We start from the raw sequence: 23799 nt of genomic DNA, 5'->3' as shown, positions 1-23799 counted from the left end.
TTTTGCCTAAATTTGAGCTTGAAATGATGTTTTTATGGGTGAAAACGGGTGACCAATTTAAACCAGATCTTGGCCAGACCTTTTCCACACCCCCTTTTTTATTATTAACCGATAAATTGACAAAAGTCCAAAAACCTCATTTTTGGGGCTTTAGCGAGGCTCTATTAAAGCCTCTATTTTTATAAAATAGTACTTTAAATATCTTTAAATGAGGTTTTTGGCCATTTTGGCAGCTCCTCGAGGATGTCTTGCGGGGATTGAACTAGCTTGGCGCCTTGCTGCAGTAGTTGATGGCAGCCCCTAGAAAGTGGGCTGTGTATTGACCCAGGAATCGCAAAAATCTCACGACCAAGCTCACAACCTAGCCTAGCTGTAATGAGCGAGCCAGAGCGCTCGGCCGCCTCAATCACGAGTATTCCAAGGGACAAGGCCGCAATGATGCGGTTCCTGCGCGGGAAGTGCCAAGCTTTTGGTCCCAGACCTGGAGCTAGCTCAGACACTAAGAGCCCGCTGTTGGCGATAGCTTGGGCCAGACCCAAATGCTCTCGTGGATACACAATATCTAGCCCACTACCACACACTGCTAAGGTTCGATGCTCCTGATTTTGCCCAAGTGCACCTCGGTGAGCAGCCCCATCAACACCCCTGGCAAGTCCCGAAATAACAAGATAACCCTCGGCAGATAGAGCTTGCGCAAAATAGTAAGCATTCCTGATCCCTTCCGGGCTGGCGGCGCGTGACCCCACAATGGCAATCATGGGTAAATCCAATACGCGTATATCCCCATATATATAGAGTGAATTGGGCGGATCAGATAAATCCAATAGACGAGCTGGGTAGTCGGGGGTATTTCGGTGAATTTGGATGATGTTTAGATTTTTAGGTGTGCGCATATGGCAATTTTCAGCATGGGGCTGCAAAGAACTATCGGGACAGTCTGTTTACTCTGTTGGATAATTCCGATATGGCTTTATTAACCGTCCTTTGTTATCCAGATCCACGCCTACATATGGTTGCCAAACCCGTAGCGCTGGTAGATGCACGCATCAAAAAAATTGTGGCCGATATGGCCGAGACCATGTATGAGGCCCCCGGAGTTGGTTTAGCTGCAACCCAGGTAGATATTCATGAGCGCATAGTGGTAATCGATATTTCTGACAATCAAGATCAGCTCATGGTGTTTATTAATCCAGAATTAGTTTGGGCAAGCCCAGAAAAAAAATCTTGGCGCGAGGGCTGTCTCTCTGTACCTGAATATTATGATGAAGTAGATCGCCCAGCAGTCGTACGAGTTAAGGCGCTTGATATCAACGGCAAAGAATTTGAAGTCGAGGCAGACGGCTTGTTAGCAGTTTGTTTGCAGCATGAGATGGACCACTTGCAAGGCAAGGTATTTGTTGAGTACCTCTCTATGTTGAAGCGTAATCGCATTTCCCTCAAAATGAAAAAGCGCGCAAAAGAATTAGTAGGCGAGCGCTAAGCGCCCAATGAAAATTGTTTTTGCTGGCACCCCGGAGTTTGCTGCACGAGCAATGCGTGCAATAGAAAATTCTGGCCATCAAATTGTTCTGGCCCTAACCCAGCCAGATCGTCGCGCAGGTCGCGGCATGCATCTTCAAGCAAGTCCCGTAAAAGCATTTGCACAAGAGAAAAATCTTCCGGTATTGCAACCTGAAACGCTCAAGCAGAATCATGCAGACCTGCAGAAAAGAGCGGCAGCGCAAGAGGCGTTTCAATATTTATCCGACATTGATTTTGATGTAATGGTAGTTGTTGCTTACGGACTGATTCTTCCCCAAGCCATTCTTGATCTTGCTTCTCAGAACGGTAGATATGGTTGCTTTAATATTCACGCCTCTGTCCTGCCAAGGTGGCGAGGTGCAGCGCCGATACAGCGTGCCATAGAAAGCGGTGACGCCAGTACAGGTGTGAGCATCATGCAAATGGATGCGGGTCTCGATACTGGCGACACCGTTCTGGTTGGCGATTTAAAAATCACACCTCAAGAAACTAGTGCATCACTTCATGACCGTTTAGCAGCCTTAGGTGCCGAGTTGATGGTTAATACTCTGAATGACTTAAGCGAAGGCATCGCGATCGCAAGAACTCCGCAGCCTGTAGATGGCGTGACTTACGCAGAAAAAATATTAAAGAGTGAGGCAGAAATTGATTGGCAGTTAAGTGCCATAGAAATCGATCGACGTATTCGAGCATTCAATCCATTTCCTGGATCCACCAGCAGTTTGAATGGTGAGCAAATGAAATTTTGGAACTCTTGTTTGCCTTGTAAGTCAGAAATATACCAAGATGCCGCCCCAGGACAGGTCTTAGGCTTTAGTGAAGATGGTGTGTATGTTCAGTGTGGAGATAGCGCGATTGAAATCTTAGAGATGCAAAAGCCTGGCGGAAAAAAGATTAGCGCGAGTACTTGTTTGCAGGGCTATCGTACGCAGGAAAAAATAATGCAGTTCAAGAAAGAGTAATTTGACCGATCAAAAAATACCACGTAGTCTTCCGCTATCAGAGGCAATCACTATTTCTGCCCAAGCAATCGGTGAGGTGATGGTAGGTCGATCACTCACGGAAGTATTAGATCAGCTAGATGCCCATGAGCGACCTATTGTTCAAAGCCTCACATTTGATGCCTTGCGTAAGTGGGTGAGATCACACGAATTCATTCAACAATTTATTCCAAAGACGCCCCCGCTAGAGGTAGAGTACTTATTAAGTGTTGCGATTGCTTTATTTTTGCAAAGTGGATCTGATGGCAAGGGTTATGCAGCGCATACGATCGTTGACCAAGCTGTAAAAGCTTGTAGTGAATATGAGCCTACGATGTATGCCAAGGGCCTGGTGAATGCAGTACTTCGTAAGGTGAGTCTCGCGGTGCAGACTGAGAATGAAAAGCCTTACTCACCAGACCCCATTCCGATGTTTTTCCCGCCCTGGTGGCGAGCTAGCTTGAAGCGAAACTATTCAAAGGCTTGGCAAGCCATGCTGATTCAGCAGGCTCAACGAGCCCCCTTGATTTTGCGGGTAAATGCGCAACAACATACGCGTAAGGAATATCAAAAGTTATTGCACGAGGCTGGTATCGCAGCTGAGCCAATTGATAGTATTGCTGGGGTCACATTGGATTCTGCTTTGTTATTGCACGAGGCGGTACCAGTTTCAGACTTACCGGGCTTTTATAGTGGCGCGGTTTCTGTTCAAGATGCGGGCGCACAAATTGCGGCTGTATTGCTGGATCCAAAACCGGGTGAGCGCATATTGGATGCCTGTGCTGCACCGGGTGGAAAAACCGCCCACTTACTAGAGTTGGCGCAATGCGATATGACTGCTTTGGAACTAGACGGCGAGCGCCTGGGAAAAATTGGGGGCAACTTAGATCGCTTACGTCTGCAGTCTGATGACGTTCGTGTAGTGCGCGGCGATGCCTCAAAGGTAGCATGGTGGGATGGCAAGTTATTTGACAAAATTCTTTTGGATGCACCTTGCTCTGCCTCGGGCATTGTTGCAAGGCATCCGGATATTCCTTTTTTGCGGCGTGAGGCCGATATTAAGGCTTTGCAACTGAGGCAACGTGCTATTTTGGAGCAAGCCTGGAAGACCCTAAAGATCGGCGGCACACTTTTATATGTAACTTGCTCTGTGTTCCCGGAGGAGGGTGAGGAGCAGGCGACGTGGTTTGCTGCAGAGCATGCTGATGCATTACGATTAAGCGCACCTGGGCAAATTTTGCCTGCCGAGCTAAATGACGGTTTTTACTATGCTTTGTTTAAGAAAAATGGGCCATGAGCCAAGGCATTAAACAATTCACCCTTTGTGTCTTGATGGCTCTGAGCCTATTTTCTGTCGCGGCAAGTGCAGAGGGAATCAAGCTCAAAACTGCCGATCTGGAGCGGGTGGATAACGATTGGCTTTTGAATGCCACATTTAAGATTGAGTTGACGCCAGGCTTAGAAGACGCTGTTCAAAAAGGCGTTGTTTTATATTTTCAAACTGAGTTTGATTTAACGCGGTCGCGTTGGTATTGGTTTGATGAAAAGCCTGCGCTTGCTCAGCGATCAATACGCCTTTCTTATCAGCCAATGACTCAGCAATACCGCATTGCTTCTGAAGGCTTTGCCTTTTCTGCGAACACGATATTTGAGGCCTTGCAGGCCGTGGGAAGCATTGGGGGTTGGCGTGTAATTGATGGCAGTCAAATTGATTCGAGCAAGTCTTACACTGCAGCATTAAGAATGAGTTTGGACTTAAGTAAGTTGCCCAAGCCATTTCAGGTAAATGCGCTCAACAATCGCGATTGGAATATCTCAAGCGACTGGGTGCGCTTTCCGTTTTCACCAAACGGCCCTAACTTGATTAAACGATGAAGATATCTTTAGACTTCATTGGGTCAAATGCGTTTGAGAAAGATGCCTGGAAAAGACGTGCGCTACCTACTGCGATGGTGTTGATTGGCGCCTTTGCGCTGTTATTGTTGGGGCTCTTATCGGCTGCAACATCCAATACGGAGTTTTTTGATAACTACTTTATTTGGCTCTATGCAGCGAACGTAGTAATTGGAATTTGTCTGACTTTGGTCATTTTGATCTTAGTGATTGTGATTGCGATTCGTTGGCGCAAAGGGCGTTTTGGAACGCGCCTAGTGGCAAAGTTGGCGATGATTTTTGCTTTGGTTGGCGTTGTCCCGGGATTAATTTTGTATGGAGTTTCTCTTCAGTTCGTATCCCGCAGCATTGAAACCTGGTTCGATGTTCAAGTAGAGTCCGCACTAGATGCGGGCCTTGAATTAGGGCGCGTTACTCTGCGAGTTGCTCAAGAAGAAATTCTGGCCGAGGGTAATTATATTGCCGAGCAAATCGTCGCAGTGCCCTCAGGGACTAGCTCAGAGCAGGTTGCAGCCATAGTGATGAGAGCCCGAAACCAGTTTGGCATTCAAGAGGTTAGCCTGTTTAATGTTGGACGTACTCTCATATTGACGAGCGAGTCACGCCCCAATAAATATTTTCCTGCGCCTGGCCCCGAAGTAATTGCAGAGGCTTTTAAAAAGAAGGGAACCACTTTTATAGATCAAATTGAAGTGGATGGTGGCCAACGCGGTTATCGAGTTAGAGCGATTGTGCCGATTGTTCGTAAAAAACAGGCCTCCGGCAAAGATGTAGACGATAAATATTTTTTACAACTAGTGCGATTCATTCCTGGACCGTTAGCTAAGAACATCGTTGCGGTTGAGTCCGCCTATAGTGACTATCAAGAGAAGTCATTGGGCCGGACTGGTTTGCGAAAAATGTTTGTGGGTACGCTGACCTTAACCTTGTTCTTTGCCTTATTTGTTGCAATTACTTTGGCCTTAATTCTGGGCCGTCAGCTGGCCCGGCCCCTGCTGATGCTTTTAAGGGGAACGCAGGCTGTTGCTCAGGGCGATTTATCACCTAAGCCCGAGTTAGATACGGGTGACGAGTTAGGAATGTTGACGCGTCAATTTAATGTAATGACCCGTCAGCTTTCTGATACGAGAAACTCCCTACAAGAATCTAAATCATTTTTGGAAACAGTATTGGGTAATTTAACTGCCGGAGTTTGTATCTTTGATAAAAACTTCAATATGGTTTCTAGTAATGCCGGCGCTGATCGCATCTTTGGGCAAGATTTAACGCAAATGGATGGACGCCCTCTGAGTGATAGCCCTAGCCTGATTGAGTTTGATCAAGCCATTAAAGAGGGCTTTGCCACCATGAAGCTAGCTGTTGGTATGGAGGGCGGTCAAGCAGCAAAAGATAAAAATGCATCAGCACCAGTATGGCAAAAGCAGATTCAGCTTCATAGTACAAACGAGTTTGAAAACGAATCTGGCGTTACTTTGTTTATTCGTGGCACTGAATTGACGGCAGATTTGCGCATGGTGGTGTTTGATGACATCACTGACGTAGTGAGTGCACAGCGCTCGATTGCTTGGAGTGAGGTAGCTAGACGTTTAGCCCATGAGATTAAGAATCCATTAACCCCCATACAGCTCTCCGCTGAGAGGCTACAGCATAAGCTGGCCGGCAAATTGAGTCCCGAGCAGGAAGAGATGATGAACCGTAGTACGGAAACCATCATTGGACAGGTGCAGGCCATGAAACAAATGGTGAATGACTTCAGGGACTTTGCCAAGACGCCGAGTCCGCAACTGAGGCCCGTTTCGATCAATACTTTGACGCAAGAGATTCTGGGTTTGTATGAAGGAAGCCCCATAAAAACCCAGCTAGACCCACGTACCCCAAATATTATGGGTGACCCAACGCAACTCAGACAAATTATTCATAATCTTTTGCAAAATGCCCAAGATGCTACTCTTGAGGGTGTTCATCAATCTGAGCCGGTTGAAGTAAAAACAGAATTAGTGCCATATGGCGAATTGAATGGTGTGCCTCAAAATGCGGTGCGTTTAACAATAAGTGATAGTGGTTCAGGTTTTCCAGCTAAGATATTGGCAAGAGCCTTTGAGCCCTATGTAACAACGAAGAGTAAGGGCACTGGATTGGGATTGGCGGTAGTGAAGAAAATAGTAGATGATCACGGAGCCAAAATCGAAATCCGGAACCGCATGCAGGCGGAAGAAGTAATCGGTGCAAAAGTATCAATATTGTTTATGAATCTGGCAAAAGAGGCAGCATAAGAATGGCAAGTATTCTGGTGGTCGACGATGAGATGGGGATTCGTGAGCTTCTCAATGAGATTCTGACGGATGAGGGCCACACCGTGTATGCGGCCGAGAGCGCTATGCAGGCTCGTACAATTCGTGAACAAATGCGCCCAGACCTTGTTTTGCTTGATATTTGGATGCCAGATGTCGACGGAATTAGTTTATTGAAAGAGTGGTCTAAGACTGGGCAGCTCACCATGCCGGTGGTGATGATGTCAGGACATGCCACGATTGATACAGCTGTTGAAGCTACGCGTATAGGTGCACTCAATTTCTTAGAAAAGCCTATTGCACTCCAAAAGTTACTCAAGACAGTGAGTAAGGCTTTAGAAAGCTCGCCTAAGTATGTTGAGTCCGCCGAAGAAAAAGTGTCGGTGGCGCCCTCATCAAGCCCAAGTACAAAAGCAGTGGTCAGTGAACAAGCCTTTCAAGTTCAGAGCGGTGAGTACATCAGCGGAATTGCAAAAACCTATTTTGATTTGCCGCTTCGTGAAGCCAGGGACTTATTCGAAAAAGCGTACTTCGAGCATCAAATGATCATTATGGGTGGCAGCATGACCAAAATTTCTGAATACACTGGTCTCGAGCGGACTCATTTGTATCGCAAGCTAAAAGCTTTAGGAATCGATACCTCGCGCAATAAGGCTGAACAATAAGGCGCTTTACCCATCATTGCCGCTAATGATCTAGAGGCTGTTGATGCAGCACACGGCATCACCGTTGCGACGGATAATAGCGCCCATATCATTTCGGAATTACTCCCATGGAAATAAAGGTTCATTTTCTCGATAAGCTGCGCCTTGAAGCCAAGTTCGATGACTTCACGGTGATTGCTGATCAGCCCATCCGTTACAAAGGTGACGGTTCAGCTCCGGGCCCTTTTGATTATTTCTTAGCTTCGTCAGCCTTGTGTGCAGCCTATTTTGTGAAGCTGTATTGCGATACGCGCAACATCTCAACTGAGCACATTCGCCTTTCTCAAAATAATATCGTCGATCCAGAAAACCGTTACCAGCAGATTTTCAAAATTCAAGTTGAACTGCCGGAAGATATTTCTGCCAACGATCGTCAGGGCATTGTGCGCTCCATCGAGCGCTGCACCGTGAAGAAGGTCGTGCAAGCAGGCCCAGAGTTTGTCATTGAAGTGGTTAAAAACCTAGATGCAGATGCTCAAACTTTATTGGCTTTAAAGCCAGATTCAAATTTGAGCACTTACATTGCTGGCAAGGATTTACCGCTAGAACAAACTATTGCCAATATGTCTGGCGTGCTGGCTAATCTGGGAATTAAGATTGAGATTGCCTCATGGCGCAATTTAATTCCGAATGTATGGTCTTTACATATTCGCGATGCACACTCACCAATGTGTTTTACCAATGGCAAAGGTTCTACAAAAGAAAGCGCCCTTGCTTCAGCCTTGGGTGAGTATATCGAGCGACTAAGTAACAACCATTTTTACGCGGGTGCATTCTGGGGTGAAGAGATCGCCAATGGTGCTTTTATTCATTACCCGAATGAGCGCTGGTTTAAGCCAGGCCTTAAAGATGCCTTACCTAAAGAAATTCTTGATGAGTATTGTCTGGGTATTTATAACGCTGATGGCGAGTTACGTGGCTCACATTTAATTGATACCAATTCCGGTAATGGTGAGCGCGGGATTTGTTCTTTGCCTTATCAGCGCCAGTCCGATGGCAAGACTGTGTATTTTCCTTCGAACCTGATTGAAAACCTCTATGTCAGTAATGGCATGAGCGCCGGTAATACGCTGGCTGAAGCTCAAGTGCAATGCTTATCAGAGATATTTGAGCGAGCAGTTAAACGTGAAATTCTTGAACATGAAATTGCCTTGCCGGATGTTCCGCAGGAGGTGCTTGTAAAGTACCCCAGCATCTTGGCAGGCATTCAGGGCCTAGAAGAGCAGGGCTTTCCAGTGCTGGTCAAGGACGCTTCACTAGGTGGTGTATATCCAGTCATGTGCGTTACCTTGATGAACCCAAGAACAGGGGGAGTATTTGCTTCATTCGGTGCGCATCCAAGTTTAGAGGTAGCGTTGGAGCGGAGTTTGACTGAGCTGCTACAGGGGCGCAGCTTGGAGGGTCTCAACGATTTGCCTCCGCCCACCTTTTCAAGTGAAGCTGTCACTGAGCCAAATAACTTTGTTGAGCACTTTATTGATTCGAGCGGCATCGTTTCTTGGCGCTTCTTCAGCACAAGATCAGATTACGATTTTGTTGAGTGGGATTTTTCTGGCAAAGGTGAGAGCTCTAATGATGAAGAGGCGGCTACCTTGTTTGGCATTCTTAAGTCTATTGGCAAAGAAGCTTACGTTACGGTGTATGACCAACTAGGGGCAATAGCATGCCGAATCTTGGTACCAGGCTACTCTGAGGTTTACCCAATTGAAGATTTAGTTTGGGACAACACGAATAAAGCATTGCTGTTCCGCGCCGATATTTTGAATTTATCGAATTTAGATAACGCAAGCCTAAGCGCACTACTTGAGCGCTTAGAAAATAATGAGTTAGATGAGTACGGCGATATCGCTACCTTGATTGGTATCGAGTTTGATGAAAATACGCCCTGGGGTCAGCTAACCGTATTGGAGTTAAAGCTGCTTATTCATCTTGCCTTAAAGCGCCTTGATGAGGCCCATGAGCTCGTTGGTGCTTTTCTTCAGTACAACGACAATACGGTCGAGCGTAAATTGTTTTATCAGGCTTTAAATGCAGTGTTAGAGATAGTGCTAGCAGATGACTTAGGGATTGATAACTACATAGTCAATTTACGTAGAATGTTTGGTAACGAGAGAATGGATGCAGTAGTTGGATCCGTAGATGGAACTACCCGCTTCTACGGCTTGACCCCCACAAGCATGAAGCTGGAGGGCCTCGATAGGCATCATCGCTTGATCGACAGCTATAGAAAAATACATGCTGCTAGAGCAAAAATGGCAATTGCGGCTACTTAGGAGTTAGGCATCGATAGCCCTCTAAAGCCAATTAATCAAGAATCTATGGCACCTTCCGAGCTTTCGGAGGCGAGAGCTGAGCATGATTGCCGGAATCCATCTCAAAATGAAACTAGCACCACTAGGAGAAGAGCCCCAAACAAACGAGAAATTATGGAAGAATTAAGTCGTGCAAGGTTCCCGTGGGAGGAGTAGCCCTATTATTCAGTGCTCAGGTGCGCATTTCGTACTAAGGAAGACAAAGAAAACAATGCAAGTTTCGATTTTGATTCCAATGAACTCCTCATGACACAAGATACAAAAGAAATTGCGATTATCGGCGATGGCTTTGCTGCCGCGACTGCGTTGATTCATCTCTTGCGCAGGGGGATACATTTTTCAAAGATTGTCATAATTGGCCCTGGAGTGTTGGGCAAGGGGAATGCATATACTTGTATTAGCCCTTTTTTTCGGCTTAATGTTCGCGAGGATCTTCCATCTGTTTTTTCTGAGGACCCATTACATTTTGCAAGATGGGCTGAGGTGCATATAGATGACCCTGAAGCACAAACGGATGCAGGCTACTTTTATCGGCGCTATGATTTTGGCCGCTATATTTCTGAGCTCGTGAGTAAAGAGCTTGGCTCAGATCAGATCGATCATATTGATGCAAAAGTAAGCAATCTATATAAGGCTAATGAGCATTGGTATCTTGAGACAGATAAGCTTAAGACGATTGCTGCACAACAGGTCATTATTGCAACTGGTAATCCGCCACCCATCTGGCCCTGCGCCGTTCAAAATATTCAGACGGCTACGAGCCCTTTGCAACTCATTGAGAGTCCTTGGGTGGGTCAAGACCTCGGCAGTATTCATGCTCATGAAGAAATCATGTTGCTTGGTGGAGGCTTAACTGCACTTGATGTAATTAATGCGCTTGTTGGGCAAGGGCATCAAGGCTTGATTAAGGTAATATGCCCAAGAGCGCTCTTTCCGCCGATGCAAGCGCTCTGGAAGAGGGAGCGCCAACCCGATTGGCCGAAAAACCTAAGCCCTGCTAAATTGGTTCGCTTTATTCGTAGTCACCTTCCATCTGCACCAACGGATAGCGTGGTGTGGCAAAGCGCATGGGAAGAGCTTAGGCCAAATTTAAATATGATTTGGCAGCAATTTTCATATTTCCAGCGCCGAATTCTTTTTAAACGGCTCGGCTGGCTCTGGTCTTTATATCGCTTTAGGGCATCGCCCCAAACAATTAATTCTTATAGGAAGCTGGAGGCTAATAAGCAGATTCAATTTGTATTGGGCCGCGCCAAACGAATTGAGGTGGCGCAAACAGTCAGGGTAGTTTTGGGAGATGGATCTACTTTGTCGGGAGATCGGATAGTCAATTGCACTGGAGTTGGGCGCGATCCTTTGCTTAGTAAGCTAATTACAGATCAAATCGCAAGACCGGATGCTCTTGGAAAATCGATTGCGGTAGCTGGCGACTATAGAGTTTCCAAAGCATCGGGCGGGGAATGGAAAGATTTATGGATGATTGGGCCTCCAACTATGGGCAGCCTAGGCGATGTGATAGCCGCAAGCTCAATTGCAAAACAAGCCGAGCAGTTATCGATTCAAATAACAGCCAAGCAATAGACACATATGATGCAGAGCAACTTCAGCTTCCTGCTTTATCCCCACTCACCCACTGAGGGGGGTTAAACATCCCCGTCCATGCAGGATTTCCCTGTAGGTTAAGCAGAGTGAGCGCAGTTTGGACATTTTCCAAGCTAAAACACAGTTTCATTTATAATTCCATCTCTTGGCCTGGTAGCTCAGTCGGTAGAGCAGAGGATTGAAAATCCTTGTGTCGGTGGTTCGATTCCGCCCCGGGCCACCAAACTCAAATAATGCCCTGCTTCGTGTGGGGCATTTTCTTTTGGTCGGGCGGACTTGCTTCTTCCAATTAATATATGTACAATGTACATATGACTTCATTGCGATTTGAATGGGAGCCTCGAAAAGCTTCAGCCAATCTTAAAAAGCACGGCATTTCTTTTGAAGAGGCGAAATCTGTTTTTTATGATGAAAGTGCTAAGTTAATTTCCGACCCCGATCATTCGGAGGATGAAGACAGATTTATCTTGCTGGGAGTAAGCCATTCTCTTCGTGTGATTTTGGTTTGCCATTGTTATCGAAGCGAGGGTAATGTCGTTCGTATTATTTCGGCTCGTAAGGCAACCCCTAAAGAGTCAAAAGCTTATTAAAGGTGATGAAGATGCGTAAAGAATATGATTTCTCAAAAGCCCGTAAAAATCCATATGCTTCCATGCTCAAGAAGCCCATAACTATTAGATTGGATGAGGATTCAGTGAGCTACTTCAAATCTGTATCAGAAGAGGTTGGCATTCCTTACCAAAGCCTCATTAATCTTTATTTGAGAGATTGCGCCGCTTCGCATAAGAAATTGAACCTTAGCTGGAAGTAGTCTGGGGACAGGATTGAAAATCCTTGTGTCGGTGGTTCGATTCCGCCCCGGGCCACCAAGAAACAAATAATGCCTTGCTTTGTGCGGGGCATTTTTTTGATCGGGCGTAAAATGGCCAATGTTGTATTTTATATTGAGGTTCTTTAGCTCACTGCCATTGGCGGCCATTCAGATGGCTGGGGCTTGTATAGGACTATTGATTTATTTGTGCTCCCCTCGGTACCGGACGCGCTTATATAAAAATCACCAGAGTGCCGCAAATTATTGTGGGTTCAAATTTACCCCGTGGAGGGCGGCAATTGAATCCGGAATAATGTTTGCTGACACCCTATGGATTTGGAGACATCCAAAATCTTCTCTCGCTAAAACAACCATAGAAAACTTAGGTCAAATTATTGAGTTATCCAAAAATGGAAAGGGAGTAATTATTCTTGCTTCACATTTTGGTGGATTTGAAATAGTGCCTCGTATTTTTGCCGAACATACAAGAGCGACGGTAATGTATAGGCCTGCTCGAAAGGGGTGGGTGAATAAGTTAATGCTTAAATCTCGCCAGCATTCTCAAATGGTATTTGTTGAGGCAAACATTGGTGGAGTACGTCAAATTAAGCGTGCCTTAGTAAGGGGTGAGGTAGTTGGACTATTAGCAGACCAGGTTCCTAGTGTTGGCGATGGAGTATGGGCTAAATTTTTTAATCAATACGCCTATACAACTTCATTTCCAATCAAATTAGCTCGTCAAGCTGATGTAGCTATCCTTTTTGTTGGGGCAGAAAGATTGGGTCTGGGGAGGGGTTGGATCGTTAAAAGTCGACTAATGACAGAAGCTTTTCCCGATTGCTTGGTTGATGCCTGTACAGAAATGAACCGTTATTTTGAGGGGTCAATAATATCCAAACCAAATCAATATATGTGGTCTTATAACCGATACAAAAGACCTGTTGGAGCTGAATTAGCGCCCATAGATTAGGGCATCCTCGGCACTGGTCGATTCCGCCCCGAGCTACCAAGAATTCTCAGGGCCCTTACCGGACACATGGTTTACACCTTTACCAATCAAATCCCCTTTGACTAGAGCTGCCCTTTAAAAGGACACGTAAATTAAACATCCCTGCGCTGGTCCTGCGTCGATTTAAGCGACGCTGATCTAAGGTCAGTGCTTGCGATGTCATTTAAAGCGACATTATTAATCATCTTTAGTACTATTTAGAATATGGAAATAGCCAACCAAATCTTTTTTATTGTTTTTTCGCTAATTGGTCTAGGACTGTTCTTAAGTGCCCTATTTCAATGCCGAGCCAATCGGGTGAGTGGATTCAGCATCTATTGGCCGTTAAGCGTAGGCTTATTTTCCTTATCCTCATTAAGCTTTGGCACTGCCTTGTGGACGCATAAGTTTTTTCTCACAATAGCAAACACCACATTTATTGTTTCGGTTTTTCTGCTCATATTTTTATACCGCTCTTGGAATAAACGCCCATTTAATAAAATTCAAACTGTACTTTTATGGCTCATTCCAGTATTTATTTTCTTTTTCTATAACTACTTGAGGGTAATGCCAGAAACCTTTAAGCATCGGGTGGCCTTAATAACAATTACTCAAGAGTTATTTTTGGTATGGCAAATATGGGAGTTGATAAAGTATTACAAAGTAGAGCGAGCGATAGTAGTGAAGTGGCTAATTTTTTTAACAACGTTTACTTTGCTTGGAGAAACTTGTAGAACTCTTTGGGTATTGATTGGAAGCACCCAAATCAATTTCTTTTTATATGCTCAAGATGCTCTAGCCCTAACTCTTTTATGGATAGGATACGGTAGTACGATATTGATCTATGTAGCTCTTGGCAGTTTTTATTTAGAAAAGCAGATAAAAAAAGAAAATGAAATCGCCAACGCCTTAAAGAGTACCAAAGAAGAAAATGAAAAAATTACCGAGCTCTTAAAAGAAAAAGAGCGACTCATCTATGGCCTGATGAAGGCGAATAAGACTGCGGCTACTGGCGCTCTATCGGCATCAATTGCTCATGAACTGAATCAGCCCCTTGGAGCCTCAAGCCTTAATATTCAGTTTCTCAAGATGAAGCTAGAAAAAGGGGTGCTCAATCTAGCGTTAGGTAAAGAAGTCTTGGATTCTCTTGAGCACGACAACAAGAGGGCCGCTACGATTGTTAAATCCCTCAGGTCAATATTTACAGAAGGTGAATCCAATGCTCAAGAGGTTCAACTGGGTGATTTGATAGCAAAAGTATTAGACATTGTTAAGCCAGAGCTAAAGTCTAAGAATATTCAAATTCAGCTAAGAGTTGACGATGGGTTGGTGATTAAGGTTAATCCAGCAGAGATAGAGCAGGTGATATTGAATTTAGTGAACAACGCTACACAGGCTTTGGCTAATGCAGGGACCCTCCAGCGTCGTATCACTATTCAAGCAATTAAGGCTGGACAGTTAGTGCGGCTCACAGTTTCCGATAATGGAATTGGCGTACCTGTTGAATTCAAATCCCAGCTTTTTGAGCTCTTGAGTACAACCAAGCAGACCGGAATGGGCCTAGGGCTATGGCTTTGTAAGCATATTGTCACTAGATATAGCGGTTCGATCCATTTTGAAGATGCTGATGGCGGTGGCGCTAAGTTTGTAATTGAATTACCCTTAGCAGTCACATGATAGAGTCAGCACCCTCGAGCCTAGTCGATTCCGCCCCGGGCCACCAAGAATAACCATGGCCCACTTATTGGGCCATTTTATTTAAGTCAACTTAATAATCGTGTTTTGAATATGGTGGCACCACAGAATATAATTATCACACTTGAATAAAAAATAATTAAGCAGCGATCACGGTTAAACTTCAATTCATTAGGTAGACTCTTATGACAACAGTAAAGCAAGTTATTGAGAAAAAATCGAACACCATTTTTTCTGTAAGATCATCTGATACCGTAGAAAATGTCTTGTTGCTGATGCGCGAGCATCGAGTAAGAGCCATTTTAGTTATCGATGACGGAGTTTTGGCGGGGATTGTGTCACAGGGAGATTGCGCTATAAAAGTGCTGTTACCTAATAACAATCCAAAACAAGTGGCCGTCTCAAAAATAATGACAGCAAAACCACTTACCGTAACGCTTTCTAACTCACTAGAGGAGTGTATGGCAATCATGGTTCACAAGCACATCAGACACTTGCCTGTGCTACACGAATCTAAAGTGGTTGGAGTGATTTCCGTTGGAGATTTAGTAAAAAGTATTATTGAAAATCAAGGTAGTCAGATTAAGTTTCTAGAAACTTATATTAATGGCCACGGTGTTTAGCATTTAAAATGGTGAATTCCTCGGGCCCTGGTCGATTCCACCCCGAGCCACCAAGAATCTCAATAGCCCACTTATTGGGCTATTTTCTTTTAGAGCTTGGCAGGGCAAGGCGCCATTAGTTTCGGATGCGCCCATCACGAGCTGTCATTTAAAAAGAAAATCAATTAGACATCCCTGAGTTAGTGGTGTCATTTAGAGCAATGCTGAAGGGATTTACTCCTCTAATAGGCTTCTCAGCATCCAAGCAGTTTTCTCATGGATATCTTGTCGTTGGGTGAGCAGATCAGCGGTAGGTTGGTCATTGGCTTTTTCAACCAAGGGAAATAGTTTGCGAGCGGTTTTTGCTGTTGCTTCTTGAGCTTTTACAAGATGCCTAACCATATCCATTGCCTTGGGAGTTCCCTCAATCTCTTTAATCGAGGTTAATCTTGAAAACTCTTTATAAGTGCCTGGTGCTGGCTCTCCAAGAGCCCTTATTCGTTCTGCTATTAAATCAAGTGCCGCCCATTGCTCTGTGTATTGAGCCATGAACATGGTGTGAAGGGTGTTAAACATCGGGCCCTTGACATTCCAATGAAAATTGTGGGTCATCAAATATAAAGAGTAACTATCTGCCAAGAGGCCTGATAACCCATTTGCAATTGCTTTTCGATCTTTTTCGCTAATGCCAATATCTATTTTTGTACTCATTTTTTGTCCCTGCTTCTTAGATGAATCTCGTTATCAATTGATTAAGCTATCATGCGCCATTTTATGGTTAAAAGATATGGTGTTCTTGGCGTAATAATAATTCGTAAAATACCAAAGAGGTGCGTCTAGAATCTCTTAGCTTCGATTTAACCAAAAAAGGAAACTATGAATACATTTGACGCAATTCGCGAGCGCAGGGCCGTAAAGTCTTTCGATCCTAATCATCAATTGACTCAGCAAGAGACAGAGCAGCTACTCGAATTAGCTACGCAGGCCCCATCATCTTTTAATATCCAGCACTGGCGTTTGGTTAATGTTACTGATAAAGCTCTGAGAGCGAAGTTAAGAGAGGCTGCTTACGATCAGGCTCAAGTCACCGAAGCATCTTTACTGTTTGTAGTGACTGTCGATATCAAGGCTTGGGAAAAGGATCCTGCGAGATACTGGGTAAATGCACCCAAGGAAGCTCAAGATATATTGGTGCCCTGGATTCATCCTTTCTACTCTGGCAAAGAGCAATTACAGAGAGATGAGGCAATGCGTTCTGCGGGGATCATGCTTCAAACGATGATGCTTTCTGCTAAAGCAATGGGTTATGACTCTTGCCCAATGGTAGGTTTTGATTTTGACAAGGTTGCAGAGTTGATTCGTTTACCAAAAGACTATGCAATTGCCGCCATGCTAGTAATTGGTAAAGGGATAAAGCCAGCTTGGCCAAAACCAGGATTTATACCTAAGACAGAAATGATTATCGAAAACCATTTCTGAATATAAACATCTTTAGCTTGTTTTTATCTATGCAATTGCCAGTCAATCTGATTCAAAGCGAGAGGCCAAAATTAGGGTTAAAGTGTCAAATCAACCAAAAAGGAGTGAATATGAACCGTATAAAAAGTGCATTAATTGCATTGGTGGCTACAGCTACTTTGGCAGCCTGTGCGTCAATGACCGGAGTAGCGTTGGCGCCATTTACTAAGGCTAACGATGGTGTGTTGGCTGGAAATAATAGTATGACCTTGTATACCTTTAGCAAGGATGTTGGTGGTTCAGGCAAGTCAGTTTGCAATGGTATGTGCGCGAGTAATTGGCCGCCACTGTTGGTGGAAGGTAGCCCGGCTGTTTCTAGTGCTTATTCAGTGATTACCCGCGATGATGGCAAAAAGCAGCTAGCGTTTAACGGCATGCCTTTGTATTTCTATGCAAAAGATGTCAAGCCAGGTGATAAAACGGGTGATGGTCGCTCAGAAGGTGCTTGGCGCATTATTAAGATGTAAAAAAGTTTTAGCCTAAGGCATGGCTGGCACTAGCCGACTTTGTTCTTGGCTCCTATGAATAGCCACCTGCGGGTGGTTTTTCATTTGAATTCATGCCTTCGGGCAGGGTAAGTCAATAAGACTACTACTAGTAAGGTTTTTGTTTTAGTTGAAGAGTGTCACCACAAGATCTATTCTGAGTTTATATAAACAAAAAGAGGCAAACCATGATTAAAAAAATTTCTCTATTAGCTGGCGCCGCGTCAGTTTTGTTGCTGGCAGCCTGTCAGTCAATGGAGCAAGGTACCGGTCAAAAAGCGTCCGCTAGCTTAGATTCGCGCTCCGGCTCAAATACAAAAGGCACAGTAAATTTTGTATGGCAAGGGCATGATGTTTTGGTAACCGGAAACTTTACCGGACTAAAACCAAATGCTGAGCAAGGGTTTCATGTTCATGAAAAAGGAGATTGCTCCGCCCCTGATGCTATGAGCGCAGGTGGCCACTTTAATCCAGATACAAAAGCGCATGGAATGCCCGGAAGTGGTGCCAATCATGCTGGAGACATGCCAAACATCAAATCAGATGCCAATGGCAATGCTACTTACTCTGCAAAGCTAAGTGGCTTTACTGTGAATAATGGGTCAACTGGTATTTTAGGAAAATCTGTTGTTGTGCATCGTGATCCAGATGATTACAAATCACAACCAGCGGGCAACTCAGGCCCCAGAATTGCGTGCGGATTGATTAAGTAGGATTGACTCTAGCTCCAGGCTAGCAAAAAAAGAGAAACCACCTCCGTGAACTGACCCCCAGTAGTTGGACAGTTTAGTTAGGTTAGCACGAGGGATTGAGTTCGGTATTGCACCGGGCTCAATCCCTTTAGTTTTTGCTTGATTCGATCATGGTTTTAGTAGTGGATATATTCCTTAAGCTCTGTTTTAAATGACCCGACATCGTCAAACTTCTTTTGATAGAAGAACTCGGTTTTCATAATCCCAAACCAGTTCTCCATGACTGCGTTATCCAAGCAATTACCTTTTCTAGACATGCTTTGAGTAATACCCTGCTGGTGCAGGGCCTGTTGATAAAGCCCCATCTGGTATTGCCAGCCCTGGTCTGAGTGCAAGATGGGCTTATCTTTTGGTTTTAGTTGCTTAAAAGCCTTTTGGAGCATTTGTATGACTGAGCTAATCTGTGGCCGATCAGCAATCTCATAGGAGACGATCTCTTGGTTATAAAGGTCTAAGATCGGCGATAAATAGACTCGCTCACCCTTGATATTGAACTCAGTGACATCGGTGACCCACTTCTCATTAGGTTTGCTTGCTCCAAAGTTACGCTCCAATAAATTGGGAGCCGCTTTACCAATATTCCCCTTAAAGGACTGGTATCGCTTAGGCCTCACAAGGGATTTCAGTCCTAGCTGCCCCATGAGCTTTTGTACGGTCTTGTGGTTTAAATATTGCTGTTGATTGCGCAGCTCTAAATGCACCCGCCGATAGCCATAACGGCCCTAGTGGGCATTAAAGATCTGGGTAATACGATCTTTAGCCAACTCATAAGGATCAGGCTCATGATTACTACTGGCTGCTCGCCAGTAGTAGTAAACGCTTTTAGCCATCTTGGCGATGAGTAGTAAGTCTGGTAAACGGTAATACGGCCTTAGCTCAGTAATTACTTGGGCTTGTTCTCTTTTATTGCTTTGCTCTGAGCTAAGGCTTCTAACTTTTTTAGGTAGGCAGCCTGTGCTTCGGCGTACTCCAAACGTCTTCGCAACTCTACCGGCGTGAGCTCCGAGATAGGCTTTTTGAGTAATGCTTTGATATTAAATTGGGACATAGGCGGTTGTCCTCTCTGTCGATTGGCAAGGGCTGTAATACCGCCTTCATTGTAGAGTTTTTGCCATTGCAAAATCGTAGTCATACTACCAACCCCAAAGTGGGCGGCAGCTGGCCTAGCTGATATCTGATGCACAGCCATGTACCGCAGAACTTGGACTTTGAACTCTGGGGAATGGCGTTGGTAGCTGGGATTGAGACCGCTATGGCCATGTGCTTGATAGGCCAAAGTCCATTTGCGGACATCTGAGTGACTAATCTCAAATAAGTGACCTACCCGCTTAAGACCGCCTGACTTTAGAAACTCTTTAACCACCTTTAGCTTGAACTGCTTGCTGTACTTGCTCATAAAACAAAACCCCCTTGGTTGGACATAGCGTCCAACTTTTGGGGGTCAGTTCATCCGGGTGGTTTTTTCATTTATGAGTTTAATGCAGTAACTCAGGGATCTTTTTTTAAACGACAATAGATATTCATAATAAAAATACAGGACAAATTATGTACAAGCTAATCGCCTTTGATGCTTATGGAACACTGTTTGATGTTTACTCCATGGGTCAGTTGGCAGAAGAACTATTTCCAGGTCATGGCCAGGCATTTGCTTTGATGTGGCGAGATCGCCAAATTGAATACACGCGCCTAGTAACAATGAGTGATCCCAATCCCAATGGCAGTAAGCACTACCTTCCATTCTGGGAATTGACAATTCGTTCATTGCGTTATGTCTGTAAGCGGATGAATCTGAATCTCACGCCAGCATACGAGAAGCGACTGATGGATCAATATGCCAAGTTAACTAGTTTTGAGGATAGTCTGAACGTTCTAAAAACTATTAAAGAAAAAGGTTTATCTACAGCCATATTATCTAATGGCAGCAGAGAGATGCTCGCGACTGTTGTAGATAGTAATGGCTTAAAGCCCTATTTAGATAAAGTGGTGACGATTGAGGATGTGCGTCTATTTAAAACAGATCCTCAAGCATATGAACTTTTATTAAAAGCATTTCCTGTAATGAGGGAAGAAGTTCTCTTTGTATCGAGCAATGCATGGGATGCGCTAGCGGCTAAGTGGTATGGATTTGATGTATTTTGGGTTAATCGCCTAGGCCATCCCTTTGAAGAAATTGGTGAGACGCCAAACTATGAAGGCAGCTCTTTAAGCAAAGTGTTGGAAGTAATTTAATTCCAGAGTGCCGAACCTGAAGCTCTCCCGATGAGCGTAAAGTAGTCATATAAAGCGAGGAACTATGACTACTATTACACCCACCACTGAAGAGCTACAAATTCTAGAGTCACTTCGGGAGCATAGGCGCAAGCATCGCAAAGTCTTCCCTCGCAACATCTCTAGTCATATTGAAGATTACGCGCGAGGGTTAACGACTGGCCAAAAAATTTCTGATGTTGTCGCAAAAACGGTAGGCTCATGGAAATTCATCTTAGTTCAAAGTGCATGTATTTTTGTTTGGATTGCTTACAACTCAATAAATAATACAAATGCATGGGATCCCTACCCATTTATTTTGCTAAATTTAATGCTATCTTTTCAGGCTGCATATACCGCTCCAGCCATCATGATGAGTCAGAATCGACTTTCAGAAATAGATCGTCAACAGGCCAGCAATGATTTTGAGGTCAACGTGAAGGCGGAGTTAGAGATTGAACTTCTGCATCAAAAAATTGATCTGTTAAAAGAGAAAGAGCTATTCGCTTTAACGAAAGCTGTTGAGGCTTTAAGTGAAAAGCTAGATGGTATGCGTAAGTAGCTCACTTTAATATCACTAAACTACCAACATGAAGCAGCTCTTTTACTTTTTTCTCATTGCAACGTGCGGCGTTGTCTTGGCGCAAGAGTCGACGAGTGCATATGACTTAAAAGTCGCCGTGACGAGAGCTAGCGATCGCTTTCAGGTGAACGCAAGCTATGAGGTGCCGATCACCCTATGTGAAGCCTTTGCATTTATTACTGATTATGAGGGCGCTAAAAATCTGCCTGGAGTGGTCGACTCAAAAGTACTTTCTAGATCTGGTAATAAAGTAAAGGTCGCTCGCTTACTTGAAGAAAGAATTCTCTTCATCCCATTTGAGATGCGTTCTGAGTTGGAGTATGTAGAGATCCCCAACAAAACATTACTTTTTGAGCAATTTAGCGGTGACACAAAGTATTACAAGGGAAGTTGGCGGCTATTTTCCGAGAAGGATTTCACTACCTTTAAGTACGATGCCCAAATTGAGCCGAATTCCTTAGTGCCATCAGCAGTAATCGAATACTTCATTAAAAATATTTTGCGTCGACAGTTTGAGTATATGGCTGAGGTCGCATCCTTGAAGAAGTCAGCGTCGCTAAAAAATTGTAGGTAGATTATGGCCGGCTAGGCTAAGATTATATTTATGACAAATCTCAATCAATTACCTGTCGACTTACCTATCCCTCAAGATGATGGGGCTGCCGATCACTTGGTGGGTATGCGCTTGCCAGCTATTTCCCTGGTAACAACGGCTCAAGGCCTACTGAATCTCAGCGAGATTAAGGGTCTTTTAGTGATTTACTGCTACCCAATGACAGGTCAGCCCAATGTTCCTTTGCCCGATGGATGGGACCAAATTCCGGGAGCAAGGGGATGTACCCCACAAAGCTGCTCATTTAGGGATCACTATCAAGAACTTCAGTCGCTTGGCGCGGATGTTGTGGGCCTAAGTGTTCAATCCACGGAATATCAACAAGAGATGGCCGATCGTTTGCATTTGCCATTTCCAGTGCTTAGTGACGAAGATTATCGATTTCAGCAAGCTTTGCGCTTGCCCACCTTTGTTGCTGCTGGCATGACGCTATTAAAGCGCATTACCCTGATCGCAAATGATGGTGTGATCGAAGCCGTCCACTACCCGATCTTCCCAAGTGACAGTGATCCGGCTTGGGTGATTGACTATTTAAAAAATAGAGCTATTTAATTGTTATTGGGGCGGATATATTCTGCCCTTTAGGAAATAAATGGTGCTTTGCAGCAAAATTCCCTTGCTTAACCCAAAATAAGCTATTAATATGGTGCAGTGCAACAAATAACCAATTAATGGGAAAAATCATGTTCAAAAATCAATTTACAGAAAACCAAGCTAAATCCGCAGAAAGTGCGCGCGCACTGAGCCAAACTGCCCTTGAAAATGCTCAAGAGCTAGCAGAAATCAATTACCAAGTTGCACAACAAGCTGTTGCAAATGCTCAAGCTAAAGCAGCTGAATTAATGAAGGGTAAAGATGCTAAAGCAGCTTTAGACCTTCTGCAAAGTCCAGAAGTACAAGAGGCCGTAGCTGAAGTTGCCGAGTATCAGAAAAAAGTTGGTGCAGTACTGCGCCGTGGCAACCAAGAGCTGGTTGAGGCTGTAGAAGCTGCTATCAATCAATCACAGGATGATCTGAAGAGTTTTGTGGCCGCTGCTACATCAAAGGCGCCTGCTGGATCAGAGGCGTATGTCAGCTCCTTTACCTCCGCATTCAATACGGCAATGCAAAACTTTGATCAAGTACGATCAAGCACTCAAGACGCATTTGCAAACTTTGAGAAAAGTGTAGAAACTGCAATAAAGAGCGCACAGGGTCAATTTGGCCAGGCTCCGAAAGCAAAAAGTCGTACTAAATAATTGGCAGATCGCTTCAGATAAAAAGCCCCGTGTATACGGGGTTTTTTATTGGGCTTTTCGCTAATCAAAATGCAAAAAGGATGTAGAGTTAAAAAGTAATACCCCAAAGATATTGTTAGATTCAATTCTTGATAAGATCACTCAATCACATAAAAATTGAAAATACTATGAGACTTGAACGCATCATTACAATATTGTTAGTAAGCCTATTTTTTCTGAGCGGTTGCTCTAAAGAAGGGCCATCTAAGCTCATTAAGGTTGCCATATCGCCCGCGGTTCCTCCAATGCTGTTTGAAAAGGATGGGAAATACTCAGGCATAGACTTAGAGTTATTTGAGGGCTATTGTAAGTCACGAGGCTGTACATTTAAGGTAACAGCTTACGATTGGCTTGGCATGCTGGGCGCTGTAACTAGTGGCCAAGCTGATGTAGCATTCTCTGGAATTTCAATTACAGACAAGCGCAAAGAGGTGATGGATTTTTCTAATCCATATTTCACTAGCACCTGGCAATTGATTGGTTTAAAAAACCGAAATATCAAAATAACGGATTTATCACAACTCAGTAAATATACAATTGCCTATCCGACAGGAAGCGTGTTTGATGATTATGTGAAAAATGTATTGCAGCCAAAAGGATATTACTCAGTTGAGCAAGTAAAGCTATACCCATCGCCAACCGAAGCCTTGCTTGCATTGCAAAACGGTAATGTAGACTTGGTATTTGTTGATAACGTGATGTTAGTAAATTATCAAAAAACCTTAAATCTGCCAGTTAGTAGTAGCTACCAAGTTGTTGGGTTTGACAATCTCGGATTTGCTTTCAAAAAAGGCTCTAAGTTGCGCGATGACTTCAACTTATATCTTGCTGAACTCGGACCAGAAAAGTTAAAAGCCATTATTGATCGTTGGACCCAATAAATTGAAGTGACTTCAATTTATTGGGTTAAAGTGTTTCTTAGATC

The 23799-nt window shown here is 44.2% G+C and carries 24 protein-coding genes, 2 tRNA genes and 1 pseudogene; 24 read left to right on the top strand and 3 right to left on the bottom strand.

What is annotated here, in order from left to right:
- Positions 1-194: 194 nt before the first annotated feature.
- Positions 195-893, bottom strand: coding sequence for a DNA-processing protein DprA (gene dprA / locus C2758_RS10635; protein ID WP_215328290.1), 699 nt, complete (start codon positions 891-893; stop codon positions 195-197).
- 71 nt (positions 894-964) lie between these two features.
- Between dprA and def the strand changes: the two genes are divergently transcribed.
- From def to C2758_RS10560, 15 genes are all read left to right on the top strand, one after another.
- The gene (def, locus tag C2758_RS10630) at positions 965-1480 is read left to right on the top strand and encodes a peptide deformylase (RefSeq protein ID WP_215328288.1); all 516 of its coding nucleotides are present in this window, start codon (positions 965-967) and stop codon (positions 1478-1480) included.
- A 7-nt stretch (positions 1481-1487) separates the two neighbouring features.
- Positions 1488-2483, top strand: coding sequence for a methionyl-tRNA formyltransferase (fmt, locus tag C2758_RS10625; RefSeq protein WP_215328287.1), 996 nt, complete (start codon positions 1488-1490; stop codon positions 2481-2483).
- A 1-nt stretch (position 2484) separates the two neighbouring features.
- Complete coding sequence (rsmB, locus tag C2758_RS10620) at positions 2485-3798, top strand: 16S rRNA (cytosine(967)-C(5))-methyltransferase RsmB (protein WP_215328285.1); 1314 nt, start codon at positions 2485-2487, stop codon at positions 3796-3798.
- Entirely contained in the window at positions 3795-4376 is a 582-nt protein-coding gene (locus C2758_RS10615) for a DUF4390 domain-containing protein (RefSeq protein WP_251369202.1), read from the top strand. The genes rsmB and C2758_RS10615 overlap by 4 nt, the downstream gene beginning before the upstream one ends.
- Positions 4373-6667 carry an ATP-binding protein gene (locus tag C2758_RS10610; RefSeq protein ID WP_215328283.1) on the top strand — a complete coding sequence of 765 codons (2295 nt, stop codon included), beginning with the start codon at positions 4373-4375 and terminating at the stop codon, positions 6665-6667. The genes C2758_RS10615 and C2758_RS10610 overlap by 4 nt, the downstream gene beginning before the upstream one ends.
- Positions 6668-6669: 2 nt before the next feature.
- Complete coding sequence (locus tag C2758_RS10605; protein WP_215328281.1) at positions 6670-7350, top strand: response regulator; 681 nt, start codon at positions 6670-6672, stop codon at positions 7348-7350.
- Between the two features lie 107 nt (positions 7351-7457).
- Positions 7458-9662 (top strand): OsmC domain/YcaO domain-containing protein, encoded by a 2205-nt coding sequence (locus C2758_RS10600; protein WP_215328280.1) that lies wholly within the window; start codon positions 7458-7460, stop codon positions 9660-9662.
- 285 nt (positions 9663-9947) lie between these two features.
- Entirely contained in the window at positions 9948-11282 is a 1335-nt protein-coding gene (locus C2758_RS10595) for an FAD/NAD(P)-binding protein (protein ID WP_215328276.1), read from the top strand.
- A 168-nt stretch (positions 11283-11450) separates the two neighbouring features.
- Positions 11451-11526, top strand: a tRNA-Phe gene (locus C2758_RS10590).
- A gap of 88 nt (positions 11527-11614) precedes the next feature.
- On the top strand, positions 11615-11893 hold the full coding sequence (locus C2758_RS10585) for a BrnT family toxin (protein WP_068949842.1): 279 nt from the start codon (positions 11615-11617) through the stop codon (positions 11891-11893).
- Between the two features lie 11 nt (positions 11894-11904).
- On the top strand, positions 11905-12114 hold the full coding sequence (locus C2758_RS10580; RefSeq protein WP_068949841.1) for a BrnA antitoxin family protein: 210 nt from the start codon (positions 11905-11907) through the stop codon (positions 12112-12114).
- A tRNA-Phe gene (locus tag C2758_RS10575) sits at positions 12098-12172 on the top strand. Before C2758_RS10580 ends, C2758_RS10575 begins: the two co-directional genes overlap by 17 nt.
- 255 nt (positions 12173-12427) lie before the next feature.
- Entirely contained in the window at positions 12428-13084 is a 657-nt protein-coding gene (locus C2758_RS10570) for a lysophospholipid acyltransferase family protein (RefSeq protein WP_215279282.1), read from the top strand.
- Between the two features lie 585 nt (positions 13085-13669).
- Positions 13670-14779, top strand: a complete 1110-nt coding sequence (locus tag C2758_RS10565) for a sensor histidine kinase (protein ID WP_215328275.1) — start codon at positions 13670-13672, stop codon at positions 14777-14779.
- 203 nt (positions 14780-14982) lie between these two features.
- The gene (locus tag C2758_RS10560; RefSeq protein ID WP_215328274.1) at positions 14983-15420 is read left to right on the top strand and encodes a CBS domain-containing protein; all 438 of its coding nucleotides are present in this window, start codon (positions 14983-14985) and stop codon (positions 15418-15420) included.
- A gap of 213 nt (positions 15421-15633) precedes the next feature.
- Here C2758_RS10560 and C2758_RS10555 read toward each other — a convergent pair whose 3' ends face one another.
- Positions 15634-16110, bottom strand: a complete 477-nt coding sequence (locus tag C2758_RS10555) for a Dps family protein (RefSeq protein WP_215328272.1) — start codon at positions 16108-16110, stop codon at positions 15634-15636.
- A 165-nt stretch (positions 16111-16275) separates the two neighbouring features.
- Here C2758_RS10555 and C2758_RS10550 point away from each other — a divergent pair, with 165 nt between their 5' ends.
- The 3 genes from C2758_RS10550 to C2758_RS10540 all read left to right on the top strand — a co-directional run bounded on the left by C2758_RS10550 (position 16276) and on the right by C2758_RS10540 (position 18115).
- A complete protein-coding gene (locus C2758_RS10550) occupies positions 16276-16878 on the top strand; it encodes a nitroreductase family protein (RefSeq protein ID WP_215328270.1) in 603 nt (200 codons plus the stop codon).
- Positions 16879-16988: 110 nt separating this feature from the next.
- Positions 16989-17384, top strand: coding sequence for a hypothetical protein (locus C2758_RS10545; protein WP_215328268.1), 396 nt, complete (start codon positions 16989-16991; stop codon positions 17382-17384).
- 206 nt (positions 17385-17590) lie between these two features.
- Positions 17591-18115 (top strand): superoxide dismutase family protein, encoded by a 525-nt coding sequence (locus tag C2758_RS10540; protein ID WP_215328266.1) that lies wholly within the window; start codon positions 17591-17593, stop codon positions 18113-18115.
- 77 nt (positions 18116-18192) lie between these two features.
- Here the strand turns inward: C2758_RS10540 and C2758_RS10535 are convergent.
- Positions 18193-19550 (bottom strand): annotated as a pseudogene (locus C2758_RS10535) (IS3 family transposase).
- 149 nt (positions 19551-19699) lie between these two features.
- Between C2758_RS10535 and C2758_RS10530 the strand changes: the two are divergent.
- From C2758_RS10530 to C2758_RS10505, 6 genes are all read left to right on the top strand, one after another.
- Positions 19700-20383, top strand: a complete 684-nt coding sequence (locus C2758_RS10530) for a haloacid dehalogenase type II (RefSeq protein WP_215328265.1) — start codon at positions 19700-19702, stop codon at positions 20381-20383.
- Positions 20384-20447: 64 nt separating this feature from the next.
- Positions 20448-20963, top strand: a complete 516-nt coding sequence (locus tag C2758_RS10525) for a DUF1003 domain-containing protein (RefSeq protein WP_215328260.1) — start codon at positions 20448-20450, stop codon at positions 20961-20963.
- A gap of 28 nt (positions 20964-20991) precedes the next feature.
- On the top strand, positions 20992-21558 hold the full coding sequence (locus tag C2758_RS10520) for an SRPBCC family protein (protein ID WP_215328258.1): 567 nt from the start codon (positions 20992-20994) through the stop codon (positions 21556-21558).
- Between the two features lie 30 nt (positions 21559-21588).
- Positions 21589-22149, top strand: a complete 561-nt coding sequence (locus C2758_RS10515) for a peroxiredoxin (RefSeq protein ID WP_215328256.1) — start codon at positions 21589-21591, stop codon at positions 22147-22149.
- Positions 22150-22280: 131 nt separating this feature from the next.
- Complete coding sequence (locus C2758_RS10510; protein WP_215328255.1) at positions 22281-22835, top strand: phasin family protein; 555 nt, start codon at positions 22281-22283, stop codon at positions 22833-22835.
- Positions 22836-23002: 167 nt separating this feature from the next.
- Positions 23003-23755 carry a transporter substrate-binding domain-containing protein gene (locus C2758_RS10505; protein WP_256441922.1) on the top strand — a complete coding sequence of 251 codons (753 nt, stop codon included), beginning with the start codon at positions 23003-23005 and terminating at the stop codon, positions 23753-23755.
- Positions 23756-23799: the final 44 nt, after the last annotated feature.

The organism is Polynucleobacter sp. AP-Sving-400A-A2, assembly GCF_018688155.1.
Taxonomy (GTDB): Bacteria; Pseudomonadota; Gammaproteobacteria; order Burkholderiales; family Burkholderiaceae; genus Polynucleobacter.
This window is presented reverse-complemented; position numbering and strand designations above follow the sequence as displayed.

Bases quoted from the DNA above. Each gene is read 5' to 3' on its own strand.
- C2758_RS10545 (WP_215328268.1), top strand. From the start codon at position 16,989: ATGAACCGTATAAAAAGTGCATTAATTGCATTGGTGGCTACAGCTACT.
- dprA (WP_215328290.1), bottom strand. From the start codon at position 893: ATGCGCACACCTAAAAATCTAAACATCATCCAAATTCACCGAAATACC.
- C2758_RS10540 (WP_215328266.1), top strand. From the start codon at position 17,591: ATGATTAAAAAAATTTCTCTATTAGCTGGCGCCGCGTCAGTTTTGTTG.
- C2758_RS10550 (WP_215328270.1), top strand. From the start codon at position 16,276: ATGAATACATTTGACGCAATTCGCGAGCGCAGGGCCGTAAAGTCTTTC.
- C2758_RS10520 (WP_215328258.1), top strand. From the start codon at position 20,992: ATGAAGCAGCTCTTTTACTTTTTTCTCATTGCAACGTGCGGCGTTGTC.
- C2758_RS10600 (WP_215328280.1), top strand. From the start codon at position 7,458: ATGGAAATAAAGGTTCATTTTCTCGATAAGCTGCGCCTTGAAGCCAAG.
- C2758_RS10595 (WP_215328276.1), top strand. From the start codon at position 9,948: ATGACACAAGATACAAAAGAAATTGCGATTATCGGCGATGGCTTTGCT.
- C2758_RS10510 (WP_215328255.1), top strand. From the start codon at position 22,281: ATGTTCAAAAATCAATTTACAGAAAACCAAGCTAAATCCGCAGAAAGT.
- C2758_RS10610 (WP_215328283.1), top strand. From the start codon at position 4,373: ATGAAGATATCTTTAGACTTCATTGGGTCAAATGCGTTTGAGAAAGAT.
- C2758_RS10580 (WP_068949841.1), top strand. From the start codon at position 11,905: ATGCGTAAAGAATATGATTTCTCAAAAGCCCGTAAAAATCCATATGCT.
- C2758_RS10585 (WP_068949842.1), top strand. From the start codon at position 11,615: ATGACTTCATTGCGATTTGAATGGGAGCCTCGAAAAGCTTCAGCCAAT.
- C2758_RS10515 (WP_215328256.1), top strand. From the start codon at position 21,589: ATGACAAATCTCAATCAATTACCTGTCGACTTACCTATCCCTCAAGAT.
- C2758_RS10605 (WP_215328281.1), top strand. From the start codon at position 6,670: ATGGCAAGTATTCTGGTGGTCGACGATGAGATGGGGATTCGTGAGCTT.
- C2758_RS10525 (WP_215328260.1), top strand. From the start codon at position 20,448: ATGACTACTATTACACCCACCACTGAAGAGCTACAAATTCTAGAGTCA.
- C2758_RS10570 (WP_215279282.1), top strand. From the start codon at position 12,428: ATGTTTGCTGACACCCTATGGATTTGGAGACATCCAAAATCTTCTCTC.
- C2758_RS10560 (WP_215328274.1), top strand. From the start codon at position 14,983: ATGACAACAGTAAAGCAAGTTATTGAGAAAAAATCGAACACCATTTTT.
- C2758_RS10565 (WP_215328275.1), top strand. From the start codon at position 13,670: ATGCCAGAAACCTTTAAGCATCGGGTGGCCTTAATAACAATTACTCAA.
- C2758_RS10615 (WP_251369202.1), top strand. From the start codon at position 3,795: ATGAGCCAAGGCATTAAACAATTCACCCTTTGTGTCTTGATGGCTCTG.
- C2758_RS10505 (WP_256441922.1), top strand. From the start codon at position 23,003: ATGAGACTTGAACGCATCATTACAATATTGTTAGTAAGCCTATTTTTT.
- C2758_RS10555 (WP_215328272.1), bottom strand. From the start codon at position 16,110: ATGAGTACAAAAATAGATATTGGCATTAGCGAAAAAGATCGAAAAGCA.
- C2758_RS10530 (WP_215328265.1), top strand. From the start codon at position 19,700: ATGTACAAGCTAATCGCCTTTGATGCTTATGGAACACTGTTTGATGTT.
- def (WP_215328288.1), top strand. From the start codon at position 965: ATGGCTTTATTAACCGTCCTTTGTTATCCAGATCCACGCCTACATATG.
- fmt (WP_215328287.1), top strand. From the start codon at position 1,488: ATGAAAATTGTTTTTGCTGGCACCCCGGAGTTTGCTGCACGAGCAATG.